Source organism: Spirochaetaceae bacterium (genome assembly GCA_009784515.1).
GTDB lineage: Bacteria > Spirochaetota > Spirochaetia > WRBN01 > WRBN01 > WRBN01.
On the sequence record WRBN01000021.1, the window covers coordinates 1 to 23,475 of the forward strand.

The 23,475-nt window shown below is 42.1% G+C and carries 17 protein-coding genes and 4 tRNA genes; 17 read left to right on the forward strand and 4 right to left on the reverse strand.

Annotation, left to right across the window (positions count from 1 at the left end; translation table 11 throughout):
- Positions 1-316 precede the first annotated feature (316 nt).
- Complete coding sequence (locus FWE37_03745) at positions 317-1,351, reverse strand: hypothetical protein (protein MCL2520104.1); 1,035 nt, start codon at positions 1,349-1,351, stop codon at positions 317-319.
- An 87-nt stretch (positions 1,352-1,438) separates the two neighbouring features.
- On the opposite strand from FWE37_03745, the gene FWE37_03750 reads away from it, so the two are divergent.
- Both FWE37_03750 and FWE37_03755 read left to right on the forward strand, forming a co-directional pair.
- The gene (locus FWE37_03750) at positions 1,439-1,828 is read left to right on the forward strand and encodes a hypothetical protein (GenBank protein MCL2520105.1); all 390 of its coding nucleotides are present in this window, start codon (positions 1,439-1,441) and stop codon (positions 1,826-1,828) included.
- Between the two features lie 2 nt (positions 1,829-1,830).
- The gene (locus FWE37_03755) at positions 1,831-2,166 is read left to right on the forward strand and encodes a hypothetical protein (protein ID MCL2520106.1); all 336 of its coding nucleotides are present in this window, start codon (positions 1,831-1,833) and stop codon (positions 2,164-2,166) included.
- A gap of 10 nt (positions 2,167-2,176) precedes the next feature.
- Here FWE37_03755 and FWE37_03760 read toward each other — a convergent pair.
- Positions 2,177-2,249, reverse strand: a tRNA-Cys gene (locus FWE37_03760).
- Positions 2,250-2,620: 371 nt separating this feature from the next.
- On the opposite strand from FWE37_03760, the gene FWE37_03765 reads away from it, so the two are divergent.
- The 14 genes from FWE37_03765 (at position 2,621) to rpoC (ending at position 20,076) form a co-directional block, all read left to right on the forward strand.
- Positions 2,621-4,258 (forward strand): DEAD/DEAH box helicase, encoded by a 1,638-nt coding sequence (locus FWE37_03765; GenBank protein ID MCL2520107.1) that lies wholly within the window; start codon positions 2,621-2,623, stop codon positions 4,256-4,258.
- Positions 4,259-4,325: 67 nt separating this feature from the next.
- Positions 4,326-6,101 (forward strand): hypothetical protein, encoded by a 1,776-nt coding sequence (locus FWE37_03770; protein ID MCL2520108.1) that lies wholly within the window; start codon positions 4,326-4,328, stop codon positions 6,099-6,101.
- Between the two features lie 30 nt (positions 6,102-6,131).
- Positions 6,132-8,432 (forward strand): AAA family ATPase, encoded by a 2,301-nt coding sequence (locus tag FWE37_03775; protein ID MCL2520109.1) that lies wholly within the window; start codon positions 6,132-6,134, stop codon positions 8,430-8,432.
- Positions 8,433-8,539: 107 nt separating this feature from the next.
- Positions 8,540-8,611: transfer RNA gene (locus tag FWE37_03780), tRNA-Thr, on the forward strand.
- Positions 8,612-8,655: 44 nt separating this feature from the next.
- Positions 8,656-8,832: a 50S ribosomal protein L33 gene (rpmG, locus tag FWE37_03785; protein ID MCL2520110.1), complete on the forward strand. Its 177-nt coding sequence runs from the start codon at positions 8,656-8,658 to the stop codon at positions 8,830-8,832.
- A 49-nt stretch (positions 8,833-8,881) separates the two neighbouring features.
- Positions 8,882-8,953, forward strand: a tRNA-Trp gene (locus FWE37_03790).
- A 26-nt stretch (positions 8,954-8,979) separates the two neighbouring features.
- A complete protein-coding gene (gene secE, locus FWE37_03795) occupies positions 8,980-9,237 on the forward strand; it encodes a preprotein translocase subunit SecE (protein MCL2520111.1) in 258 nt (85 codons plus the stop codon).
- A gap of 16 nt (positions 9,238-9,253) precedes the next feature.
- Entirely contained in the window at positions 9,254-9,805 is a 552-nt protein-coding gene (nusG, locus tag FWE37_03800) for a transcription termination/antitermination protein NusG (protein MCL2520112.1), read from the forward strand.
- A 63-nt stretch (positions 9,806-9,868) separates the two neighbouring features.
- Positions 9,869-10,300: a 50S ribosomal protein L11 gene (rplK, locus tag FWE37_03805; GenBank protein MCL2520113.1), complete on the forward strand. Its 432-nt coding sequence runs from the start codon at positions 9,869-9,871 to the stop codon at positions 10,298-10,300.
- Positions 10,301-10,987: a 50S ribosomal protein L1 gene (gene rplA, locus FWE37_03810; protein ID MCL2520114.1), complete on the forward strand. Its 687-nt coding sequence runs from the start codon at positions 10,301-10,303 to the stop codon at positions 10,985-10,987. It abuts the gene before it with no gap.
- 14 nt (positions 10,988-11,001) lie between these two features.
- Positions 11,002-11,502 (forward strand): 50S ribosomal protein L10, encoded by a 501-nt coding sequence (rplJ, locus tag FWE37_03815; protein MCL2520115.1) that lies wholly within the window; start codon positions 11,002-11,004, stop codon positions 11,500-11,502.
- A 122-nt stretch (positions 11,503-11,624) separates the two neighbouring features.
- Positions 11,625-11,987, forward strand: coding sequence for a 50S ribosomal protein L7/L12 (gene rplL, locus FWE37_03820; GenBank protein MCL2520116.1), 363 nt, complete (start codon positions 11,625-11,627; stop codon positions 11,985-11,987).
- Positions 11,988-12,138: 151 nt separating this feature from the next.
- Positions 12,139-15,645: a DNA-directed RNA polymerase subunit beta gene (gene rpoB / locus FWE37_03825; protein ID MCL2520117.1), complete on the forward strand. Its 3,507-nt coding sequence runs from the start codon at positions 12,139-12,141 to the stop codon at positions 15,643-15,645.
- A gap of 135 nt (positions 15,646-15,780) precedes the next feature.
- Positions 15,781-20,076, forward strand: coding sequence for a DNA-directed RNA polymerase subunit beta' (gene rpoC / locus FWE37_03830; GenBank protein ID MCL2520118.1), 4,296 nt, complete (start codon positions 15,781-15,783; stop codon positions 20,074-20,076).
- 129 nt (positions 20,077-20,205) lie between these two features.
- Here the strand turns inward: rpoC and FWE37_03835 are convergent.
- Positions 20,206-20,276: transfer RNA gene (locus tag FWE37_03835), tRNA-Gly, on the reverse strand.
- Positions 20,277-20,423: 147 nt separating this feature from the next.
- Between FWE37_03835 and FWE37_03840 the strand changes: the two genes are divergently transcribed.
- The gene (locus FWE37_03840; protein ID MCL2520119.1) at positions 20,424-21,407 is read left to right on the forward strand and encodes an aldo/keto reductase; all 984 of its coding nucleotides are present in this window, start codon (positions 20,424-20,426) and stop codon (positions 21,405-21,407) included.
- Positions 21,408-21,594: 187 nt separating this feature from the next.
- Here FWE37_03840 and fusA read toward each other — a convergent pair.
- Positions 21,595-23,475 (reverse strand): elongation factor G (fusA, locus tag FWE37_03845; protein MCL2520120.1); only part of this gene is annotated, 1,881 nt, incomplete at its 5' end.

Consider the following 23,475-nt stretch of genomic DNA (forward strand, 5'->3'; position numbering starts at 1 on the left):
CCATATCTTGGCTTATAAGGCTATCAAGGCATTCGGCAAAGTATGGTTCTACATTCCAAAAAGGTACGATGAGGGATACTTTTAGCATAGATAAATAATAACATAGCTAATTATTTTTAGCAAGACAGTTGGTTATTACCGTAGGCACGGGCTAATGCCCCAACCCTTTAGGGTGTAACCACTGAGAATATTTTTGCGGCGGTTTTCGTGAGAAAACCTGCAAGCCCGCCGTAATACTCCGTTGCTTGCGGCGGAGATAAGTGGGTGATAGCAAAAACTTTATTGGGATACTATCTTTAAGATTAATTATCCAGCTTTACAACTTTGTCTTAAGCACCTTAGTTTGACTAGTGGTAATATTAATAGTAAGAGGAAAATTCTGCTGGTTTAATTTATAAGCTTCACCATCGGTGTTAAGTAAAATTTTACGGTCGTAGTTGTAAGTAAGCTGGTTGCTGGTAAATAAATCGGTTTCTTTTAAACTTCTGTGGTCGCCGCTGGCGATACGGTTTTTATAGATAATACGTTTTAATATAGATAAATAAGCTAAAGCGCAAACATTTTCGGTATTAGGGATAACCGTTTGGCCGCCGCCGTATTTGGCTCCACCCTGATAACCTACACAAAAAAGCATTAACTTTTTATTAAATTCGTGCGGTTGGTTATTAGTTAAGGTAGCTTTAATATGGCTTTTGCCTATACTATAAAAGCAGTTGTAAAATAAGGCCGCTACGGTTATCATTGGTTTATATAAGTTAGCGGCCATCTTGCTTTTAGCAATATCGGTAATATAAGCAATAAAGGCATCAATCCCCAAGCAAACGGTATTGGTAGCATATAATCGGCCTAGCCCCGGCACATCTATATTAATAATTTTGGCAAGTTCTTGTCGGCCTGATTCTGGGCCATAAGCAATTAATTGACAGACCTCATACATTGTTTTGCAGCTACTGCCATCGTTGCCTGTTCCCATCGGAGCTTTAAGAACTAAACTACGCTGTTGTAAAGCGTTATCAGAATTGGCCAAACTGCTGACAATCTCACTGGCTAAGCCATCACCGCCTAAGGATACGATAAATAATAATTTGCCGTCACTTAAGGTAGCTAACTTGGGGATAAATTCTTTAAAATCGCCAAAGTTGCTATTTTGCATGGTAGTTATTATATTATTAACGGTACCGTCGCCTGTAAAGCTGGCGGTAAATTGTTTAATGGCAGCTAAATGTTTACGATAAGCTTTGGCATTGGTAAACCCGCCCGATTTTGGGTTGCTTACAAAGAGTACATAGTAATTATTTAGCCAGCCGGCCTTTCCGGCAAGGGTTACAAGTTCGTTAATTAAATTGGTCATAATAATATAATAGCATTTTAAGATTAAAAGATAAAGAGTTAAGCTAAAAAGATTGTTTTTTTATTAAAAAAAGGCTAATATAAGTTAATGGACGAAGAAAACCGCCTAGAGATTGAGGCTGCAGAGGATAAAGAGGCTAGCGAACGTACGGCTAATGATTATTTTATGATGGGTGTTAATGCTTATATTTTTGAGGTTTACGACCAAGCGGCAGCTTACTTTACAGAGGCTATTAATTTAGAGCAAAATAACGCCCGTGCTTACCTTAATAGGGGCGATGCTTATCTTGAGTTAGCTGCTTATCACGAAGCCTTTAACGATTATATGATGGCTAGTTATTTAGGTAATCGGCAAGCTTTAACTTTAGCTTACGAAAACTTAGCCGAATTAGTAGAGTGTAAAAGGCTTAGCAGCAAAGATGAAGAACATTTTAACAAATTATTGCAATCAGCTAGTAAAGGATTACAGGCGATATAACTATGGCAAAAGATATAAACTTTTTTTGTGAAAATTGCGGAGCATTGGTTAGCGGCCAAGATGATAGGTGTGGCAAATGCGGTAAAAAATTTGGCGGAGTAAAATGCCCGCGCTGCGGTTATACCGGTAGCACCGGTGAATTTGCCGGCGGTTGTCCTAAGTGCCATTACCAGCTGGCCAGCGAAGCTAAAGGCAGCGATGAGGCTAGTCCCAACAATCTTGCTCAGGCTAAAAGGACGCGCGGCGAACGCCGTAGCAATGCTTGGCCGCTGGTTATTGCCATTACGGCTGTGGCTACTTTAAGTATATTGATATTATATATGATTAATTATGCTTAGCTTTTAAAAAAGGCATTGAGGGGACTCGAACCCCTGAGTGAAAGATTTGCAGTCCTCTCCCTTAGCCACTTGGGTACAATGCCATGTTTTAACTACTATATCGCCTTTATACTGCTTTGTCAAGAGGTTAATTTTGTCGAGGAGTGGCCAAAAGGTAATCAAATAAAATCAGTATGCTTGGGGTTATTAATCTTAAGGTTAATTCTTTTTCCTCTTCTGTGTATTTCCATTTTTTAGGGTTAGGAGTATATCTGCATTTACATGCATAACAATGCCATTGCTGGCTGCCCGCTTTAGTAAACCCACGCTTCATTTTTCATCTTTTCCACATTTCGGGCAACTTGGCTTTTTTTCTTTTCCCTTTCCTCATTTTATCATTTTCTCTATCTTTTTGCCACTACCCCTATTTGTCAATCCTTGTTAATTCTCTCAATATCGTGTATAATACCCCGTTATGGATAAGCCTCTCATCGTGCAAAGCGATTTAACTTTAATGCTAGATGTACACAATACCCTTTTTGATGAAGCACGGGTTGCCATCGGTCGCTTTGCCGAGCTGGAAAAAGCCCCCGAACATTTTCATTTATACCGCATAAGCGCCCTTTCGTTGTGGAATGCGGCCGCTTTGGGATTAACTAGCAGCGAGATAGTAGATAGCTTACAAAATTATAGCCGTTACGAGCTACCGGCCAATGTGGCGGTGCAGATAGCCGATTTGTACAGCCGTTACGGGCGGTTAATCCTTTTACCGCAAAATGATGGCCGCTTGTTGCTTACCATAGCCAACCCCAAAGATAAACTTTTACTGCGCGAACTGGCCAGCCATAAGCAGTTGGTTAAATATTTAATGACTAGCGATGAAGGTTTTAGCCTTAAATTAATTGATAGAGGTACCATTAAACAATTATTAATTAAAGTAGGTTGGCCGGTAAAAGATTTAGTCCCTTTAAGGCCGGGCAGCCCCTTTGCAGTAACCTTGCAGGAAACTTTGCAGCTTAGGCCGTATCAAGTGGCCAGTACTAACAACTTTTTGGGTGATGGTAAGGTGGGTTATGGCTTTGGGGTTATTGTATTGCCTTGCGGAGCCGGTAAAACGGTGGTGGGCATAGATGTAATGAGCAAGGTGCAAAACGAAACCCTCATTTTGGCGGCTAACATTGCGGCGGCCCGGCAGTGGAAGCGAGAGATACTGGCCAAAACCTATGTAAAGCCCGAAGATATTGGCGAATACAGTGGCGATTTTAAAGAGATAAAACCCATCACCATTGCTACCTATCAAATTATGGTGTGGCGTAAAGATAAAGAGGCCGAGTTTGAACATTTTAAACTATTTAGCAGCCGTAACTGGGGGCTGATTATTTATGATGAGGCGCATTTACTGCCGGCGCCGGTGTTTAGGATAACGGCCGAAATTCAAAGCGTGCACCGATTGGGCCTTACCGCCACTTTGGTACGTGAAGACGGTGCGGAGAGTGATGTTTTTAGCCTGATTGGCCCCAAACGTTACGATGTAGCATGGCGCGATCTTGAAAAACAAGGCTACATTGCCACCGCCAACTGTATCGAGGTAAAAGTAGCTTTAACGGCCGAAGAAGAACTTAAATACGCTACAGCTTCGCCGCGCGCTAAAATGCGTATCGCTAGTGAGGGTGAGGCTAAACTAGCTATTGTAAACAAGTTACTGTCCAAGCACGAGGGCGAAAGTATTTTGATTATCGGGCAATATCTCAATCAGTTAAACCTGGTGGCCGGTAATCTTAAAGCCCCTATCATTACCGGCCAAACTCCTAACGGTGAGCGCGACCGTATTTACGATGATTTTAGAGAAGGTAAAATCAAAGTGTTGGTAGTAAGTAAAGTGGCCAATTTCTCCATCGATTTACCCGATGCCAGTGTAGCCATTCAGCTTTCCGGTACTTTTGGCAGCCGCCAAGAAGAAGCGCAGCGGCTGGGGCGGATTATCCGGCCTAAAGATAGGCCCAGCTACTTTTATAGTGTAGTAAGCCGTTTTACAGAGGAAGAGCTTTTTAGCGCCAATCGTCAAAAGTTCTTGGCCGAGCAAGGCTATAGCTACGCTATATATAAGGAATAAGGAACAGGGAATAGTTAAAAACTAAAATAATTTTTAGTTTTTAATTTTCAGTTATCAGTTAAAAAGTATGAACGAAACATTTAAAGAATATTTATTGCAACTAGATAACTGCAGCTTTACCAGCTTGTTAACTAACTATTTAGGCCCTAAAGTTTTAAATTTAAAGCGAAACGAAGCTATTAACCAATTAATTAATTTTTTAGAACGAGCAGATATACAAGAAAACTTATCTAATTTATTAACTAAAGAAGATGTTGTGTTATTGTCTATAGTAAAAAAATTAACTAAAGTTAATTTTGTCAATTTGCAATCTTTTTATTTTGCCAATGGGCCTTATTGGCTGGAGGATAAGTTGGTTAATTTAAGCGAAAGGTTGTGGTTACTTTACAATAACCACAATGGCAGCTACTTTATTAACCCGCTTTTTAATAAATTAATAGTTTCTTTAAATTTAAATGACAATTTATATTTGGCGAGCGAAGATGAAGTAGCGGCAGCTAAACCTTTTTGGCTTAACGATGGGTTATTGCTGGCGTATCTTACTAAAACAGCTGACAGCCAGTTTAATTTACCAAATTATCAGCAAAATTTTTTAAAGCAAGTTACATATCATTTATCACTAAGTATAGGTGATACTTTAAATATAGCCGCTCTTAAACAACTGGAGGCCTTAAATAGCATTCAGCGTTTGGCCTATTTATTGGCCGCTTATTTTAAGAGTGATGTGGCTAATTTTTTTGCTAATTTAATAGAGGGTTATCAGGGTAAGGTGATAGAGGTTAATCTTGTTGGCCGGCTGCTTTTTTTAAGCTGCGGCGAAGAATTTAAAGTTGATGAAAGTTTTTTAAAAAAACTTATCGATTGTGGCCTTGTGAGTTACTATCAAGATAGTAATACAGAGTTTGTGGTGGCTGCTTGCTTTGAAGTTACCGAAAAGAGCCTAATCATGCAAAGCGATTTTACCGCTTATGTAACTGGTAATACCGGCTTTAAGACCGCCTTTGCCGCTAGCTTTAACCTGCAAAGCTACGATACTTTAGCTAGTTACACTTTAAGCAGTGAGAGTTTTAGCAAAGCTCTGGCCGCCGGTATTAGTGCGGCGGAGTTATGGCAAACTTTACAAGTTATGGCCAGCCAGCCTATTAATGCTAATATTTTAAGCCAGCTAGAGCATTGGCAAAGCTATTACAGTAGGGCTATAATTTATAAAGGTTATATGCTACAGTTAAGTGCCGAAAAGGAGCAATTAGCAGATAGTTATCAATTATTTAATGATTTTAATTTAATAAAGGTAGCTGCCGGTCTTTATTTTTTACCGCAGGAGCCTGCAGCTAGTTTTTATGCTGTTTTAAACCAGATTGGACTTAACCCTTTAGTAAAGGAAAGTAAACCGGCGGGCAGCCCTTTAACCGGCCAACCTAAGTGGTTAAAGATTGTGCTTCCTCCAGCTGTAAAGGTGGACATGCCGCAAGGAAAGCTTTATCAGGGTAAGCCGGCAACTTGGCAAAGGCGGGCAGAACGCGGTCTGCTGTTGGCGGCCGAGCAGCTAGAATATACGCCGGATAAAGAAGAAGAGGTGCAAGGGCTGGATTATCAAGGTAAAGCTAGGTTGATTAGCCGGGCTATTAATGAACGAGCCGGCTTAGAGGTAACTCTTAGGCAGCAAGATACTTTAATTAAGCTTAAACTAAAGCCAATTAATTTAAAAAAAGAGGGCGAAGCCAAACTTTTACTGGCCGTTAATACCGAAAATTGGCAAAAAATAACTTTACCGGTAAACGTTTTAGCTAAGGTAAAAATATTACGGCCATTACTGGCTGTTAATCAGGGTTATAAACTTTAGAGCTATTAAGATAATAAGAGGAAATATTTGATGAAAGTAAGTAAATTAACAAGCAAAGATATAGATTTTACTTTAGATATAGCAGAGCCTAAAGAGGTTGCGGTGCAAAAACGAGCCTTTGCTGCCCTTAAACTAGCTTTAGAGATAGAGGCTAAAGGGTACAATGTGTATGTAATGGGGAGTAATGGCTTAGGTAAACAAACCGGTGTACTTAACTTTTTAAAACAATATCAGCAAACGGCGACTAAGCTAAGCGATTTACTTTTACTTTATAACTTTACCGATAAAGATAGGCCATTGGTGGCCTACTTAGCGGCTGGTGAGGCGCGTTACTTTAAAGAGGCTATGCAAAATTTAGTTAAGGCCGGCGGCGATTTATGGCAAAGCTGTTTACATAGCGAAAGTTATAAGCAAGAACAAAGTAAGTTACTAAAACAGATGGAATATAACGAACGCCAGTTGTTAGGTGGTTTTGAAAAAAAGATATTAGGGCAATTCAGTTTAGTTTATCAAGGGGAAGAAGGTGAAATGACCGCCGATTTAAAACCGGTGGTAGATGGTAAACAACTGGAATTTGACGATTTAAAGCAGGCCTTATTGAATAATATTTTAAGCGAAGAAGAGTGGTACCGCTGGCGCGAAAATTATTATGCTTTATTAGATGAAATGCACAAAACATTGGCTAAATTGCAGGAAGACAGCAAAGCCGGTCAGCAAAAGTTAAAAGATTTATTTAAAGCCAATTTTAAGGCCGGTTTGCAGCCTTTAGCGGCTAAATTAGCCGAGCAATATGATAATAACGAGGTAATTAGCACCTATCTTAAGCAGTTACCGGAAGATATGGCGGAGCAAAGCGAGCTGCTGGCCGAAGATGATGATAGCTTAAAGCAACGTTATGCCGTAAATGTACTGGTAGATAACGGCAGCGGGACAAGGCCGTTAATTTACGAAACGTGGCCCACTTATAATAATTTATTTGGCTCTATCCATCAAAGTGATGATGAAGAGGTAACCTTTACCAACATTAAGGCTGGGGCCTTGCTTAAAGCTAGCGGCGGTTTTTTGGTAATTAATATTGATGAGCTGCTTAAAGAAGAAGAACTTTACAGTCATTTTAGAAGGGTATTGCTTAATAATCAGGTAACCATCGAGCGGCAAAGTTTGCCTTTATTGCCGCCGCTGGCCTTAAAGGCCGAGAAGATAGCTTTAAATTGTAAGGTGATTGTGCTGGGTAACGAGCTGCTCTACGAACTTTTATATTTAAAAGACGAAGAGTTTAAAGGTATCTTTAAGGTGGTAGCTGAGTTTAGCGATACCATAGAACGTACGCAAGATAGTACCGCCGAGTATAGCCGTTTTTGCCACAGTTTAATTGCCGGCGAAGGGTTATTGCCCTTAGCAGCCGATGGACTAGAGGCCATTTTAAAGGAAGCCGTTAAACTTAGTTACGATAAAGGCCACTTTACCGGCGATTTAAGCAGTTTGGCCGATTTGCTGCGCGAGGCCAATTATTTTGCTAAAAATTTAAATGCTAGCACTATCGATGCCGTCGCCGTCAAAAAAACTTTAGCTAACCGCCGCTACATTAATAATTTAAGCGAAGAGTTTATCTTAAAGGAAATAAATGAAAAGATTTTAAATATTAAAGCCAGCGGGCAATTAGTGGGTAAAATTAATGCTTTAGTGGTGGTTGATAGGGGCAGTTATAGTTTTGGTTTACCGGCTTTAATTTCGGCCCAAACGGCGGCCGGTAAAGATGGTTTAATTAACATAGAGCGTGAGGTGGGCTTATCGGGCGAGTTGCACGATAAAGGGGTGTTTATTTTAGATGGTTTTATCCGGGCTAACTTTGGCCGTAACACCCCCTTAAGTATTACTATGAGTTTGGGTTTTGAGCAAAGTTACGATGGGGTAGAGGGCGATAGCGCCACTTTAGCCGAAACCTGTGTGATTATTTCGTCTATCGCGGAAGTGGCCATTAAGCAAAGCATTGGCGTAACCGGTAGCATGAACCAATTTGGCGAGGTGCAGGTGGTAGGCGGTGTAAGCGATAAAGTAAGCGGTTTTTATAATGTTTGTAAGCAAGAGGGGCTAACAGGGGAGCAAGGGGTAATTATTCCTAAAGGCAATATCCGGCACCTTTTTTTAGAGGACGAAATTTTAAAGGCTATTGATAAAGGGTTATTTAACGTTTGGTCGGTAGAAACTATCGAAGAAGCCCTTTATTTGCTAACCAGCCACGAAGTAGGGCAAAAAAATAAAAGAGGGAAATACCCTAAAGGCAGCCTTTATTATAAAGTAGAAGAAAACTTAAAAACAATGAATAATTAAGAATGGAGATTTTATAAATTTTTAATTTTTAATTTTTAATTTTTAATTTTTAATTTAAAGAACTCTTGACATTTTTGTAATCTTATTTTATAGTTGGGAGAAATTGTGCCCTTGTAGCTCAGTGGTAGAGCACAACCATGGTAAGGTTGGGGTCCGCAGTTCAATCCTGCGCGAGGGCTGGTAAATTTTTGTAATTAATGCAAATAAAGGAAAGTAATAATATATGGCTAAGGCAAAAAAAGGTGCGGTAGAGTTAGTGGCTTTAATGTGTGGTAACTGTAAGAATAAAAACTATACTACTCCTAAAAATAGGCGCAACATTACAGAAAAGCTTGAGTTTAGTAAATATTGTAAATTTTGCCGCTCGCATACTGAGCATAAAGAAGCAAAGATTAAGTAGTTTTTAATGGCGGGTAGTCCGTTTGTGGCGATTATCTGTTTTAAAATATAGGTCAGTAGCCTAGGGGTTAGGCAACGGTCTCCAAAACCGTCTTACGTGGGTTCAAGTCCTACCTGGCCTGCTGTAAAGTAATATGAGGGGTAAATTTTGAACTTTAATATTATTTCTATGTTGCCGGGTATAGTTATAGGTGGTATAGTATTATTTGTGGTAGTAATCGCTCGTAAACGCATTGTGGATTTTATTAAAAGTTCGCGGATAGAGTTAAAAAAGGTGGTTTTTCCTACCCGCGAAAAGGTGATAGCGCAAACTAAACTAATATTGGTTTCGTTGGTGGTGATGGCCTTATTTTTTGGTGGTGTCGATTTACTGCTTGGGCAGCTAATGAGTTTTGTTTTTAGCTAAGGGATAGTGAGATTATATGGCAAAGGGCTGGTATGTGCTTTCGGTTTTTTCAGGGCATGAAAATAAGGTAGAAAAGTTTATCCGTATCCTCATGGAAGGGGGTATGCAAGCAGTGCTTGATGTTAAAGTGCCTACCGAAGAGGTTAAGCGGACTACCTCTGCCAATAAAACCAAAATTGTTAAAGAAAAGTTTTTGCCGGGCTACATTTTGCTGGAGATGGATTTGCCGGATAGGGGCTGGAAGGTGGTGTTAGATGCCATTTACCGCACGCCGGGAGTAATGGGCATTTTGGGGCAAGCCAATGGCTTAAAGCCGCAGCCTATTAGCAGTGATGAAGCTAAAGCCATTTTGCAAAAAACCGGAGAAATAAAGACTGAAAGAAAATTTGCGGTTATCGAAGAATACCGTGAAGATGAAGTAGTGCAAATCAAAGAAGGGCCGTTTGCGTCCTTTAGTGGTAAAGTTAAAGCTCTAGATAAAGATAGAGGGCGTTTAACGGTGCTGGTTGGTATCTTTGGGCAAGATACTCCAGTTGAATTAGAGTTTAGCCAAGTAGAAAAAATTTAAATCTATAATCATATATTAAGTTAATGGGAGTTTCGCCAGAAACGTTTGGACCATGGAGGATTTATGGCAAAGAAAAAGGTAACGGCTATTGTTAAATTGCAGTGTCCTGCCGGTGCTGCTACGCCGGCCCCGCCGGTTGGCCCCGCTTTGGGCCCGCACGGAGTTTCGGCACCGGAGTTTGTTAAGCAATTTAATGACCGCACCTCGAAGATGGAGAAGGGGCTTATTATCCCCGCAGTCATCGAAATTTACTCGGACAGGACTTTTAGTTTTGTTTTGCGTACTCCGCCGGCTGCCGTTCTTATTAAAAAGGCTTTAAAGCTGGAAAAGGGTTCGGCCGAACCGCATAAGGTTAAAGTGGGTAAAATTACTCAGGCTCAAATTAAAGAGATAGCCGAACTTAAAGCGCCCGATTTAAATGCTAATGATGTTAATGCGGCAATAAAAATTATTGCTGGGACAGCGCGTAGTATGGGTGTAACGGTGGAGGCTTAAATGAAACGAGGAAAAAAATACCGCGAAGCGGAAAAAAAAGTTGATAGAAATAAGAGTTATCTTACCGATGACGCGCTTGGCTTAGTTAAAGAGATGGCTTTTGCTAAATTTGATGAGAGTGTTGAAGTGCATGTGTGTCTTAACTTAAAGAAAAGCCATTCGGTGCGCGATACCTTTGTGTTACCCCATCAGTTTACAGCCGAAAAACGTATTTTGGTTTTTGCTAAACGCGAAAAAGCCGATGAGGCTCGCGAGGCTGGTGCCGCTTTGGTAGGTGATGACGATTTAATTATTAAAATTAAAGGTGGTTTTTTAGATTTTGATATTTGTATTGCCACCCCCGATATGATGAAAGAGGTAGGAAAGCTAGGCCCTGTACTTGGTAGGCGCGGTCTTATGCCTAACCCACGTACAAAAACAGTTACCAACGATATTAAAGAAGCTGTAGCCGAACTTAAAAAAGGCCGTGTGGAATTTAGGGCCGATAAGACTGGCGTAGTGCATTTGGCGGTGGGCAAGCTTAGTATGAATGCCGAACAGGTTAAAGAGAATTTATTAACCTTTTTTGGCGAGCTTATGCGTAAAAAGCCTAGTGATGTTAAAGGCGAGTATATTAAATCGGTTTACCTTAGTAGCTCAATGGGGCCTAGCGTGCGTTTAGAAAATAACGCCGTTACTATGGCTTAAAAGGAATTATGAAGATGGAAAAAAAGATAAAGGTCTATAAAGCTAACGAGGTTGAGTTAGTTAAAAACGAATTAGCCGGTTCAGGCGATGTTTTTTTTACCGAATATCGCGGCTTAACGGTGCCGCAAATTACTTCTTTAAGAAAAAGCTTGCGCAGTGAAGGGGCCAGCTATAAGGTTTCTAAAAATAATTTAGCTAAAATTGCTTTTAAAGAAGCCGGTAAACCGGCCGGTGATGATTTTTTTAAAGGTCCTACCGCTATTGTTTACACCAAAGGTGAAAGCGGGCCGGTAGCTAAAATTTTAGTTAACTTTGCCAAAGAAAATGACAAATTAGTTATTAAAGGTGGCCTTGTTGATAATGAGCTTTATGATGCCGCTAAAATTACCGCCTACGGTAACTTGCCAAGCAGGTTAGAAATGCTGGCTATGGTTGCCAGTACCGTTAATGGGGTGGCTAGCAAACTGGTGCGTACTTTACAGGCTGTGGTAGATAAAAAACAAGCTGAAGGCTAGTTAAGCGAAAATTGAAAGGTGAAAGTTGCAAATAATTTGAGCCCGATATTAAAAAATAAATAAAAGCAGTTTAGTCTTAAAGTTGTCGTGCTAGCTGCTAAAATAAAAATGGAGAAGATAATATGACAAAAGATGACATTATTGAAGCAATCGCTAAAATGACGGTGTTAGAAGCTAGCGAGTTAGTAAAAGCTATGGAAGAAAAATTTGGTGTTAGTGCCGCTGCCCCTGTAATGATGGCCGGTGCCGGAGCCGCTGTTGCAGTGGAAGAAAAAACCGAATTTGATGTTATTCTTAAAGATTTTGGTGCTAAAAAGATTGATGTTATTAAAGCTGTGCGTGAAATAACCGGGCTTGGTTTAGGCGAAGCTAAGGCTTTAGTTGAAGAAGGTGGGCGTGCCGTAAAAGAAGGCGTTAGCAAGGAAGAAGCCGAAAAGGTTAAGGAAAAACTTACTGCTGCCGGTGCAACTGTCGAATTAAAATAATTTTAAGATGGGAAAGGGTTTATCTTTTTAAACTACGTAGTGTGAAAACTCTTTTCTATTTTTTACCGGCACCCTGTTAGGTGCCGTGTAGTCTTTATAAACGAGCTTATCTATCGATGTGAAATAGACGATGCAAGGAGGGGGGCCTTTAATGTTTGTTCGCGAAAAAACTAAACCTCGTGTTGCTGTGGGGCAGCAGTATGAGGAGGTTGTTGAGTTTCCCAATTTAATAGAAATTCAATTAGCAAGTTACGAACGCTTTTTACAATTAAATGCTATACAAAATGGTGAAGAGCTACGCAGGCAAGGCTTACAAGAAGTCTTTAAAAGTACCTTTCCTATCGAAAGTCCCAACGGCGATTTTTTACTGGAGTTCCATCATTATCATATCGAGCTTGATGGTATTCGCCCTGAAGCCGAGTGTAAACAAAAAAGTTTAACTTACGAGGCTCCTTTAAAAGCGCGTATCAGCTTAGTTTTTGCCAACAGCGGTGAAATTAGGCAAAAAGATATTTATATGGGTGATATACCTTTAATGACCGAGCGCGGCACCTTTATTATCAATGGGGCCGAGCGTGTAGTGGTTAGCCAAATTCATCGTTCGCCCGGTGTTATTTTTAGCTTTGAAAAAGGGGTTTATTCTAGCCGCATTATTCCTTATAGGGGCAGTTGGTTGGAGTTTGAAATTGACCAAAAGAAAGATTTAATCTATGTAAAAATAGATAGAAAAAAACGTATACTTGCCACCCTTTTATTAAGGGCTATTGGTTTTGATAGCCGCGAAAAAATAATCGATCTTTTTTATAAGCTGGAGCAAGTAGTTATCGAAAATAATGATAACTGCCGTGAAAAGTTGGTTGGTCGTGTCTTAGGGCGGGCTGTTTTTATTAAAGATGAAGAAGGTAACGATAAAAAACTGCTTAGGGCCGGCGATACGTTATATTCGCACGAAATTGATACCTTAATCCATAATGCTATTAGCGAAGTAAATATTATCGATTTAGCAGCGGAAGGCAGCTTAAACTCTAATATAATATTAAATTGCTTTGAGCGTGAAGATGGCAAGGGAATTACCGGCAGCGCCGAGAGTGATGAACCTACTAAAGAAGATGGTTTGGTGGCCATTTTTTCGGTGCTTACGCCCGGTGATCCGGTAAGTGCCGAAAGTGCCGAGAAAGAACTACTTAATATGTTTTTTACCAGCCGTCGTTACGATTTAGGTGATGTGGGCCGTTATAAACTTAATAAAAAGTTGCGTTTAGCCGATGCGCCCGATCCACGTGAGAACCCTACCCTAACGCGTGAAGATATTGCGGCCACTATGGCTTATTTAATACGTGTTTATATTGGTGAAGAAACAGTTGATGATATTGACCATTTAGGTAATCGTCGTATTCGTAGCGTAGGCGAGCTTTTAACTAATTCTATGAAAAATGCTTTTAGCCGTATGGACCGTATTGTTAGGGAACGTATGAGCTTAAAAGAAGTTGAAAGCTTAAAGCCACAAGATATTGTTAGTATTAAGCCGATAGTTTCGGCTATCAAGGAGTTTTTTGGCTCATCGCAGCTGAGCCAGTTTATGGACCAATGTAACCCTTTAAGTGAGCTTACCCATAAACGCCGTTTAAATGCACTCGGGCCGGGCGGTCTGAGCCGCGACCGTGCCAGTTTTGAGGTGCGCGACGTACATTATACCCATTATGGCCGTATGTGCCCTATCGAAACGCCGGAAGGGCCGAACATCGGTTTAATTGTTTCGTTGGCTAATTATGCGCGGGTTAATGAATATGGTTTTTTAGAGAGCCCTTATCGTAAAGTAATAAAAGGTATGGCTAGTAAAGAGGTAGAATATCTTTCGGCCATCGATGAAGAACGCTACTTTATTGCGCAAGCTTCCTCGCCTATCGATAGTAACGGTAAGTTTTTAGAAGAACAAATTGCCGTACGTAAATCGGGCGATTACAACACGCGTAAAGCCGAAGATGTTAAATATATGGACGTGTCGCCTAAGCAAATTATCAGCACGGCGGCCAGTTTAATCCCTTTCCTAGAACACGATGACGCTAACCGTGCCCTGATGGGCTGTAACATGCAGCGCCAAGCAGTGCCGTTACTGTTCCCGGAGGCCCCTATTGTGGGTACCGGTATGGAAAGTAAAGCCGCTTACGATAGCGGGGTGATGGTTAAAGCTAGGCGTGATGGTGTAGTAAATTATGTTTCTAGTCATAAAATTACTATTAAGCCGCATCAAGCTAAAGACGATAATGATATTGACAATTATTATTTGATTAAATTTCAACGCACGAACCAAGATACTTGTTTTAATCAAGTGCCTATTGTTAAGACAGGCGAAGAGGTAAAAGCCGGCGATATTATTGCCGATGGGCCGGCTACCCAAAATGGTGAATTGGCTTTGGGTCGTAACCTCTTGGTAGGGTTTGTGCCGTGGAAAGGTTACAACTTTGAAGACGCTGTGCTCATTAGCGAAAAAGTTGTTAAAGACGATTATTATACCAGTGTGCACATTAATGAGTTTCAGTTGGAAGTGCGCGAGACAAAGCTTGGGGTAGAAAAACTTACCAACGATATTCCTAACACCAGTGAAAAAGCCGTTGAGCAGCTTGATGAAGAGGGGATTATTAGAGTAGGGGCTTTTGTTAAGGCCAACACCATTTTGGTTGGTAAAGTTACCCCCAAAAGCGAAACGGAAACAACACCGGAATTTAAATTGCTTAATAGTATCTTTGGTGAAAAAGCTAAAGAAGTGCGTGATAGTAGTTTGCGTGTACCGCATGGCACCGAAGGGGTGGTGGTTGATGTCCAGCGGCTTAAACGCGCTAACGATGACGAACTTAACGCCGGCGTGGAAGAGGTAGTTAAAGTATTGGTAGCTACTAAACGCAAGTTAAGGGTTGGTGATAAAATGGCCGGCCGGCACGGCAATAAAGGGGTTGTGGCGCGTATTATTCCTGAAGAAGATATGCCTTACCTTGAAGACGGCACCCCGCTTGATGTTTGTTTAAACCCGCTGGGTGTGCCTAGCCGTATGAATATTGGTCAGGTTTTAGAAACGGAGCTTGGTTTGGTGGGAGCTAAAAAAGGTGTACACTTTTCGAGCCCGGTTTTTCAATCACCGAGCAACGATGAAATACAGGAAATGCTGGCCGAAGTTGGGGTAGATAGAAGCTGTAAAGCCACTCTTTATGATGGCCTTACCGGCGAAGCCTTTAAAAATAAAGTTTTTGTAGGTTATATGTATTATTTAAAGCTCCATCATTTGGTTGATGATAAAATGCACGCCCGTTCGACCGGTCCTTATAGTTTGGTTACCCAGCAGCCGTTAGGCGGTAAGGCCCAATTTGGCGGCCAAAGGCTTGGAGAAATGGAAGTGTGGGCTTTAGAGGCTTACGGGGCGGCTAATACCTTGCAGGAGTTACTCACAGTTAAATCGGACGATATGAATGGCCGTACTAAAATGTACGAAGCTATCGTTAAGGGCGACCCGGTTAATCCGGCCGGTATTCCAGAGGCCTTTAATGTTATGTTGCAGGAGCTGAGAGGGTTGGCGCTTGATTTATCGCTTAGCGATACAAAAGGAAGGCCGGTGCCGCTTACCGAGCGTGATGCCGAAATTTTTAGCAAAAAGCAAGAACCTTAATTGAGGTGGCAAAATGCATTGCATTTTGCCATTGCGAGAAATCATTTTACGATTTCGTGGTAATCCAGCCATTAAGAATAGATTGCTTCGGTCGTTTCACTCCCTCGCAATGGCAGAGGAAGAAAGAGGATTTAAATGAAAGATACACTAGAATTTGATAGTATAATGATAAAGATGGCTTCGCCCGACCAGATACGCGCATGGAGCTACGGCGAAGTTAAAAAGCCCGAAACCATTAACTACCGTACGCTTAGGCCCGAAAAAGAGGGTTTGTTTTGTGAAAAAATCTTTGGTACTACCAAAGAGTGGGAGTGTTACTGCGGGAAGTTTAAATCTATAAGATATAAAGGCGTAGTTTGCGACCGCTGTGGTGTAGAGGTTACCCACTTTAAGGTGCGGCGCGAGCGTATGGGCCACATCGAGCTAGCTAGCCCGGTGAGTCATATTTGGTATTATAGCAGTGTGCCTAGCCGTATGGGTTTACTATTGGGTTTATCGGTAGCGGCTTTACGTAGTATTTTATATTTTGAAAAATATATTGTCGTTGAACCCGGTGATACCGATTTAAAGAAGATGCAGCTGCTTAGCGAAGAAGAATACATCGAAAACCGCGAAAGATACGGTCTTAACTTTACCGCCGGTATCGGGGCAGAGGTAATCCGCACTTTGCTGGAGAGTCTCGACCTGAATGATTTAGCCGGCCGTTTGCGCAGCGAAATGGCCGAACGTGGGGTAAAGAGCGATAAACGTTTGCTTAAACGTATTGAATTGGTTGAAAATTTTAGGGATAGCGGTAACCGCCCCGAGTGGATGATTTTAGATGTAGTGCCGGTTATTCCGCCCGGCCTTAGGCCAATGGTACAGCTAGATGGCGGCCGCTTTGCGACATCGGACCTTAACGATTTATCCCGCCGGGTAATTAACCGTAATAATAGGCTTAAAAGGCTTATGAGTCTTAATGCCCCCGATATTATCATACGCAACGAAAAACGTATGTTGCAAGAGGCCGTTGATGCCTTATTTGATAATAGTAAAAAGAAAAAGATAGTTAAAGGCCAAGCCAGCCGCCCGCTTAAAAGTTTATCGGATTTACTTAAAGGCAAATCGGGGCGTTTTAGGCAAAACCTTCTAGGTAAACGTGTCGATTATTCGGGGCGTTCGGTAATTGTGGTGGGGCCAACGTTAAAACTGCATCAGTGCGGTTTGCCGGCTAAAATGGCGATGGAGCTTTATAAACCATTTATTATGAAAAAACTGGTAGATAAAGAAATAGTCCATAATATTAAAAAAGCCAAAACCTTAGTAGAGCAAGAGACCGATGAAGTATGGAGCGTCTTAGGTGAGGTAGTAAAAGAACACCCTGTGCTGTTAAACCGTGCGCCCACTCTGCACCGGCTTGGTATACAGGCCTTTGAGCCGGTATTAGTTGAAGGGAAGGCTATTCAGCTGCACCCATTAGTTTGTCATGCCTTTAATGCCGACTTTGACGGCGACCAAATGGCGGTGCACGTACCGCTCACCCAGGCTGCCCAAATTGAGTGCTGGACGCTGATGATGGCTACCAATAACCTACTTAACCCGGCCAATGGGCAGCCGATTGTCTTCCCTTCGCAGGATATGATTTTAGGGATTTATTATCTTACTAAGAGTAAAAACCGACCAGAAAGGTTACGCACTTTTAGCAGCACCGATGAAGCGGTGATGGCTGCCGAAATTGGCTCGCTGGGTTATCAAGATTTATGCCGTGTGCGTATGGATGATGGGCAGTTTATCGAAACTACGGCGGGGCGGATTATTTTTAATCAAAATATGCCGCCGGTGGTAAGTTTTGTTAATGAAACTTTGGGTGATAAGCAAATACGTAAACTTATTGCCACCACGTTTGAAAAATATGGCAGTTATATCACCATCGAAATGTTAGATGCCATTAAAAATACTGGTTACAACTATGCCACTTTTTTTGGGGTTACCTTTGGTATGGAAGATATTTTGGTGCCTGAAGAAAAAGAAGAGATGATTGAAAAGGCCAATAGTGATATTGCCAGAATTTACGATCAATATTGGAAGGGCCATATTACTGGTGATGAGCGGCGGGTTAGGGCCATTCAGGTATGGACTAAAACTAACGATGAGCTTACCGAACTGATGATGAGCAAGCTTAAAGCCGATAAAGATGGTTTTAATAATGTTTTTATGATGGCCGATTCAGGTGCGCGCGGTAGCCGAACGCAAATAAGGCAGTTGGCAGCTATGCGCGGCTTAATGAGTAAACCTAATGGTGAAGTTATCGAGCTGCCTATTAGGAGTAACTTTAAAGAAGGTTTGTCGGTTATTGAGTTTTTTATCTCGAGCAATGGAGCACGTAAAGGGCTCTCGGACACTGCTTTAAAGACAGCCGATGCCGGTTATCTAACCCGCCGTCTGGTAGATATTGCCCAAGACGTGGTAATTAACGAAATTGACTGCGGTACCATTAACGGTTTAGAGTTATCGGCTGTTAAAAGCGGTGAAGAGATAATTGAAAGCCTTGCCGACCGTATTGCCGGCCGTTTTGCTCTCGAGCCAATTATGCACCCCATAACCCACGAGGTCTTGGTGGCTGCTGGCAGCGAAATTAATGATATTAAGGCCAAACAAGTTGAAGAACTGGGTATAGAAAGCGTTAAGGTTAGGGCAGTTTTAGCCTGTGAGGCTAAACACGGCCTGTGCCAAAAATGTTACGGGCGCGACCTAGCTCGCGGTAAAATTGTTAATGTTGGTGAAGCGGTGGGTACCATAGCGGCTCAGTCGATTGGGCAGCCGGGTACACAACTTACTATGCGTACCTTCCGTGAAGGCGGTGCCGCCAGTACCGTCAACGAAGATAATAAATTATCGATTAAGTATCCGCTTTTTATTAAAACAATTAAGGGTTCTTATCTTAAACAGGGTAACAAGTTATTATTTACGCGTAAAGGCTGGTTAGTGGTAAGCCGTATTTTAAATAGCTATGATTTAGCTAAAGGCGATAAGGTTTTATACGAAGATGGCCGCCGTATTATTAAGGGTGAAGATTTAATTAAGCAAAAAAATAGTACGCTTAAGGCCGAAGCTATTGGATATGTCAAAATTATGGAAGATAGAGTGCTTATTTTGGCCCAAGAACGTAAAGTTGAAATACGTAATGGCTCTACTTTGCTGGTAAGTGAGGGAATGCTTACGGTCGAAAACCAAGTGTTGGCCACTTTCGACCCGTTTACCGACCCCATTATTGCCGAGCAAGATGGTAAGCTGCGTTTTACCGATATACTGTTAGATGTTACTATGCGTGAAGAAATTAACGAAGATACCGGTAACACCGAACGTAAAATTGCCGATTTAGGCAACGAAACTTTGCAGCCGCGTATCGAGATTGTTGATGAAAACGAAAATATTTTAGGTACCTATTATTTACCGGGTAATGCCTATCTCGAAATGGCCATTGAAGATGGCAAAGAGGTTACAGCCGGGACTAAACTGGCGCGTACTTTAAAAGAAGGGCAAAAATCGCAGGATATTACCGGTGGTTTGCCCCGTGTTGGCGAGCTTTTTGAGGCGCGCCGGCCACGTAATCCGGCCGTTTTAGCGGCCATCAGCGGGCAAGTTTTCTTTAGGGGTATCGTTAAAGGTAAACGTTTAATTGTTATAGAAGATAACTTTGGCGAAGAAAAGAAACACTTAGTGCCGATGGGTAAATTTTTATACGTGCGTGATGGTGATACCATCGAGGCTGGTGAACCGCTTTGTGATGGAGCTACCGACCCGCATGATGTTTTATCGATATTAGGCGAATCGGCTTTGCAAAAGTTTTTAATGAATGAGGTGCAAGTTGTTTACCGTATGCAAGGGGTGGTTATTAACGATAAGCACATTGGTATAATTATTAGGCAAATGATGCGTAAGGTAGAGATAGTAGAGGTGGGTGATACCAGCTTTATTTATGGTCAGCAAGTAGATAGATATAGCTTTCATGCCCAAAATGAAAAAGTTGTGAGCGAGGGCGGCGAGCCGGCCATTGCTCGGCCGCTCTTATTGGGTCTTACAAGGGCTAGCCTTAATATCGGCAGTTTTATCTCGGCGGCCTCTTTCCAAGAGACTACCAAAGTGCTTACCAATGCTGCTATTGCCGGCGATGTAGATAACCTGCGTGGCCTTAAGGAAAACGTTATTATCGGCCATCTTATCCCGGCCGGTACAGGTATGAAAAATTATCGTAATATTAAATTATATAACGATGAACACCCCGACCTAGACGAATATGTTAATAAAGTGGTGGAAGAACGCCGGGAGGCCGCTCGCTTAGCCCGCGAAAGTGAGAATTTAGAGATTAATGATGATAATAGCCTAGAGGAAGTTTATGTAAATGATATAACAGAAGGCTTTAGCGAAGTTAGCGCTGATGACGAAGAATAAAAAAAGAGGCTCTCACGAGCCTCTTTTTTTAAGTGATTATATAAATAGTAGGCTGGAAAAGCCTATAAAAAATATTTTTTAGTAAATTGCAAAAATAAAAAAGACTTGGCTAAAAGCTAAGTCTTTAAAAGCGGCTGATGAGAATCGAACTCACGGCATCAGTTTGGAAGACTGAGGTATTACCATTATACGACAGCCGCACAACTTAGCTAGCTTAGCACTATTAATCATCTTTGTCAAGACTATCAAGCGGGTTTTTATGCAACGATAACATTATTAAAATATGTAAAACTTTACAAAAACCTTTTACTAGGCTATACTGAAATAGACGTGAGGAGAAGATTAATATGAACTATGTAAAGCTTGGTAATAGCGGTTTAGATGTATCGCCTATCTGTTTAGGTTGTATGAGTTTTGGTTATAATAAAAGCGGCTTTAGGCACGATGCTTGGGTGTTAAATGAGGCTGCAGGGAAAGAGCTAGTGGAAAAAGCTTTGGGGCTTGGTATAAACTTTTTTGATACCGCTAACATTTATAGTATTGGCAGTAGCGAAGAGTATTTAGGGCGTTACCTAAAGCAGATGGCGCAGCGCGATGAAGTGGTAGTGGCCACTAAACTTTATAACAAAATGAAAGAAGGCCCTAATAATGGCGGCCTCTCGCGTAAAGCGATTTTTACGGAGGTAGATAACAGTTTAAAGCGGCTGGGTATGGATTATATCGACCTGTACATTGCTCATCGCTGGGACAATAAGACTCCTTATGAAGAAATTATGGAGGCCTTTCACGATGTAATTAAAGCTGGTAAGGTACGTTACATTGGGGCCTCCGGTATGTATGCATGGCAGTTTTCTAAGGCACAATACACCGCCGAAAGGCATGGCTGGACCAAATTTATCTCTATGCAAAACCATTATAACTTGGTTTACCGTGAAGAAGAGCTGGAGATGATGCCTCTTTGCGCCGATATGAAAATAGCCGTTACCCCTTACAGTCCGCTGGCTCGCGGTATTTTGGCCCGTGAATGGCTGGCTGAAACCCATCGTCATAGTAATGATGCGGTTACCAAATCTACCTATGGCCATGCGGCGGAGAACGACAGGTTAATTGTCGAGCGGGTAGCTAATTTATCTAAAAAATTAAATGTCCCAATGGCTCATATTGCTTTAGCGTGGTTACTCCATAAACCGATGGTAACCTCGCTGGTGATTGGCGCTACCAAAAACAGTCACATTGAAGAGGCGGTGGCGGCTTTAGCCGTTAAATTAAGCCCCGAAGATATGATTTATTTAGAGGCACCTTATTTACCGCATAGGACTACCGGAATATAATTTTATAGCTCGTAGCTACGATTATAAAATAGCTTTATTGCCGTAGGTACGGGTCTAATACCCCAACCCTTTAGGGTGTAACCGCTTAAAATGTTTTTGCGGTGGTTTCGTAGAAAACCTGCAAGCTCGCCGTAATACTCCGCTGCTCTGCGGCGGGGATAGGTGGGCGATAGCAAAAACTTTATTCCTAACTTTTCACATCAAACCTTGCAAAGCTCATGCTAAAGCTGCCGCGCCCCTGTGTTTGACTGCGCAGCGCCGTACTATAACCAAAGAGCTGTGCTAGAGGCGCTTCGGCTTTAACAATTTGGTTAAGGCCGTTGTTCTCTACCCCATGTACCATGCCGCCGCGTTTGGTGAGGCTGCTAATAACTTCACCCATATAGGTGGCGGGAGCGTCAATATCGATGGCCATAATGGGCTCCAGCAAGATGGGGCTGGTGGCACGACAAAGGTTGTCAAAACACATAGCGGCGCAGGCTTCAAAGGCAAAGAGGGTGGCTAATTCTTCATTAAAAACGGCCTCTGTAAGAATAATAGCCACATCAACACAGGCGTAACCTAACACAATACCGCTTTGCATAGCGGCTATTACGCCGTTTTCAATGGCCTTAAGATAGTCGGTTGGTAACGGGTGATTTTTCGGTAAAGCACTTACAAAGCTATTACCACTGCCGCGTGATGCCGGTCTAGCCTGCAAGGTTAAGCTGGCGTAACTTTCTTTACCGGCTACCTGCCGCTCAAAAACTTCGGTAAAGCTGGCTTCACTACTGATACTTTCGCGGTAACTTACCTGCGGCTTGCCAGTATTAAATTGTGCTTTATAATCTTTGCCGGCGCGGGTAGCAAGCACATCGAGGTGCAGCTCACCCATACCGCTAATGATAAGCTGGCCGGTTTCGTTATCTTCTTTAGTGGTAAAGGTGGGGTCTTCGCGCTGTAAAAATTCCAGCACCTCACGCAGTTTGTCCATGTCGCTGGCGCTCTTAGGCTCAATAGCCACACTAATCACCGGCTCAGGAAAGTGAATAGGTTCCAGCAAGATGGGCATATTATCATTTGCCAAAGTATCGCCGGTTTGCGCTAGCTTTAGGCCTACAATCACGCCAATATCACCGGCGGCCAGTTCGCTGATAGGCTCACCACCCCGCGCATGCATTCTTAATAATTTTGATAATCTTTCCTTTTTCCCTTTACCAGTATTTAAGGCCATCAGGCCGGTTTTGAGTACACCGCTGTAAACACGCACATAACAGAGATAACCCATTGCCGCATCTTGTTGGATTTTAAAAATCAGGGCCGATAAGGGTTCCTCACTGCTGCGCTTTAGGGTGATAGATTCATCGGTTTTGCCATGTTTGACAGCGGCAATGGGCGGTAGCTCATCAGGACTAGGTAAATAATCAATAACAGCGTCCAAAAGTGGTGGCACACCTTTATTCCGTAACGATGAGCCACAGAGTACCGCCACACAATTTTGGTTAATAGTAGCCTTGCGCAAGGTGGCCATAATAAGTTCATTAGATATATCATCGCCATTTAGGTAAAGCTCGGTCATTTCATCACTAAAGGCCGACAGGTTGTCTATCATAAATTCACGGGCGGTCTCTGCTTCGGCTAAAAGTTCGGTCCTGATAGGTTTTTTCACCACTTCAGCCCCTAAACTTTCTTCGCTAAAATGCAGCTCTTGTAGGGTTATTAAATCGATAGAGCCCTCAAAACTATCTTCATAACCGATGGGAATTTGAATAGCTATCGGGTTAGCGCCCAACTTTTCTTTTAATTGGCTTACTACGTTAGCAAAGTTTGCGCCAATGCGGTCCATTTTATTAATATAAGCTAGGCGCGGCACTTTATATTTATTGGCCTGTTTCCACACCGTTTCGCTTTGCGGCTGCACGCCGCCTACGGCACAAAAAACAGCCACTGCACCATCAAGCACGCGCAGGCTACGCTCGACCTCAGCGGTAAAATCGACATGGCCGGGAGTATCCACCAAGTTAATTTGATAGCCTTGCCAACTTAAAGTAGTAGCTGCACTTTGAATAGTAATGCCGCGCTCTTGCTC

Coding starts and splice junctions, on each gene's coding strand:
- FWE37_03770 (MCL2520108.1), top strand. CDS start 4,326: ATGAACGAAACATTTAAAGAATATTTATTGCAACTAGATAACTGCAGC.
- rpmG (MCL2520110.1), top strand. CDS start 8,656: ATGGCTAAGGCAAAAAAAGGTGCGGTAGAGTTAGTGGCTTTAATGTGT.
- rplL (MCL2520116.1), top strand. CDS start 11,625: ATGACAAAAGATGACATTATTGAAGCAATCGCTAAAATGACGGTGTTA.
- rplK (MCL2520113.1), top strand. CDS start 9,869: ATGGCAAAGAAAAAGGTAACGGCTATTGTTAAATTGCAGTGTCCTGCC.
- FWE37_03775 (MCL2520109.1), top strand. CDS start 6,132: ATGAAAGTAAGTAAATTAACAAGCAAAGATATAGATTTTACTTTAGAT.
- FWE37_03755 (MCL2520106.1), top strand. CDS start 1,831: ATGGCAAAAGATATAAACTTTTTTTGTGAAAATTGCGGAGCATTGGTT.
- FWE37_03745 (MCL2520104.1), bottom strand. CDS start 1,351: ATGACCAATTTAATTAACGAACTTGTAACCCTTGCCGGAAAGGCCGGC.
- FWE37_03765 (MCL2520107.1), top strand. CDS start 2,621: ATGGATAAGCCTCTCATCGTGCAAAGCGATTTAACTTTAATGCTAGAT.
- rplJ (MCL2520115.1), top strand. CDS start 11,002: ATGGAAAAAAAGATAAAGGTCTATAAAGCTAACGAGGTTGAGTTAGTT.
- rpoC (MCL2520118.1), top strand. CDS start 15,781: ATGAAAGATACACTAGAATTTGATAGTATAATGATAAAGATGGCTTCG.
- FWE37_03750 (MCL2520105.1), top strand. CDS start 1,439: ATGGACGAAGAAAACCGCCTAGAGATTGAGGCTGCAGAGGATAAAGAG.
- nusG (MCL2520112.1), top strand. CDS start 9,254: ATGGCAAAGGGCTGGTATGTGCTTTCGGTTTTTTCAGGGCATGAAAAT.
- rplA (MCL2520114.1), top strand. CDS start 10,301: ATGAAACGAGGAAAAAAATACCGCGAAGCGGAAAAAAAAGTTGATAGA.
- rpoB (MCL2520117.1), top strand. CDS start 12,139: ATGTTTGTTCGCGAAAAAACTAAACCTCGTGTTGCTGTGGGGCAGCAG.
- FWE37_03840 (MCL2520119.1), top strand. CDS start 20,424: ATGAACTATGTAAAGCTTGGTAATAGCGGTTTAGATGTATCGCCTATC.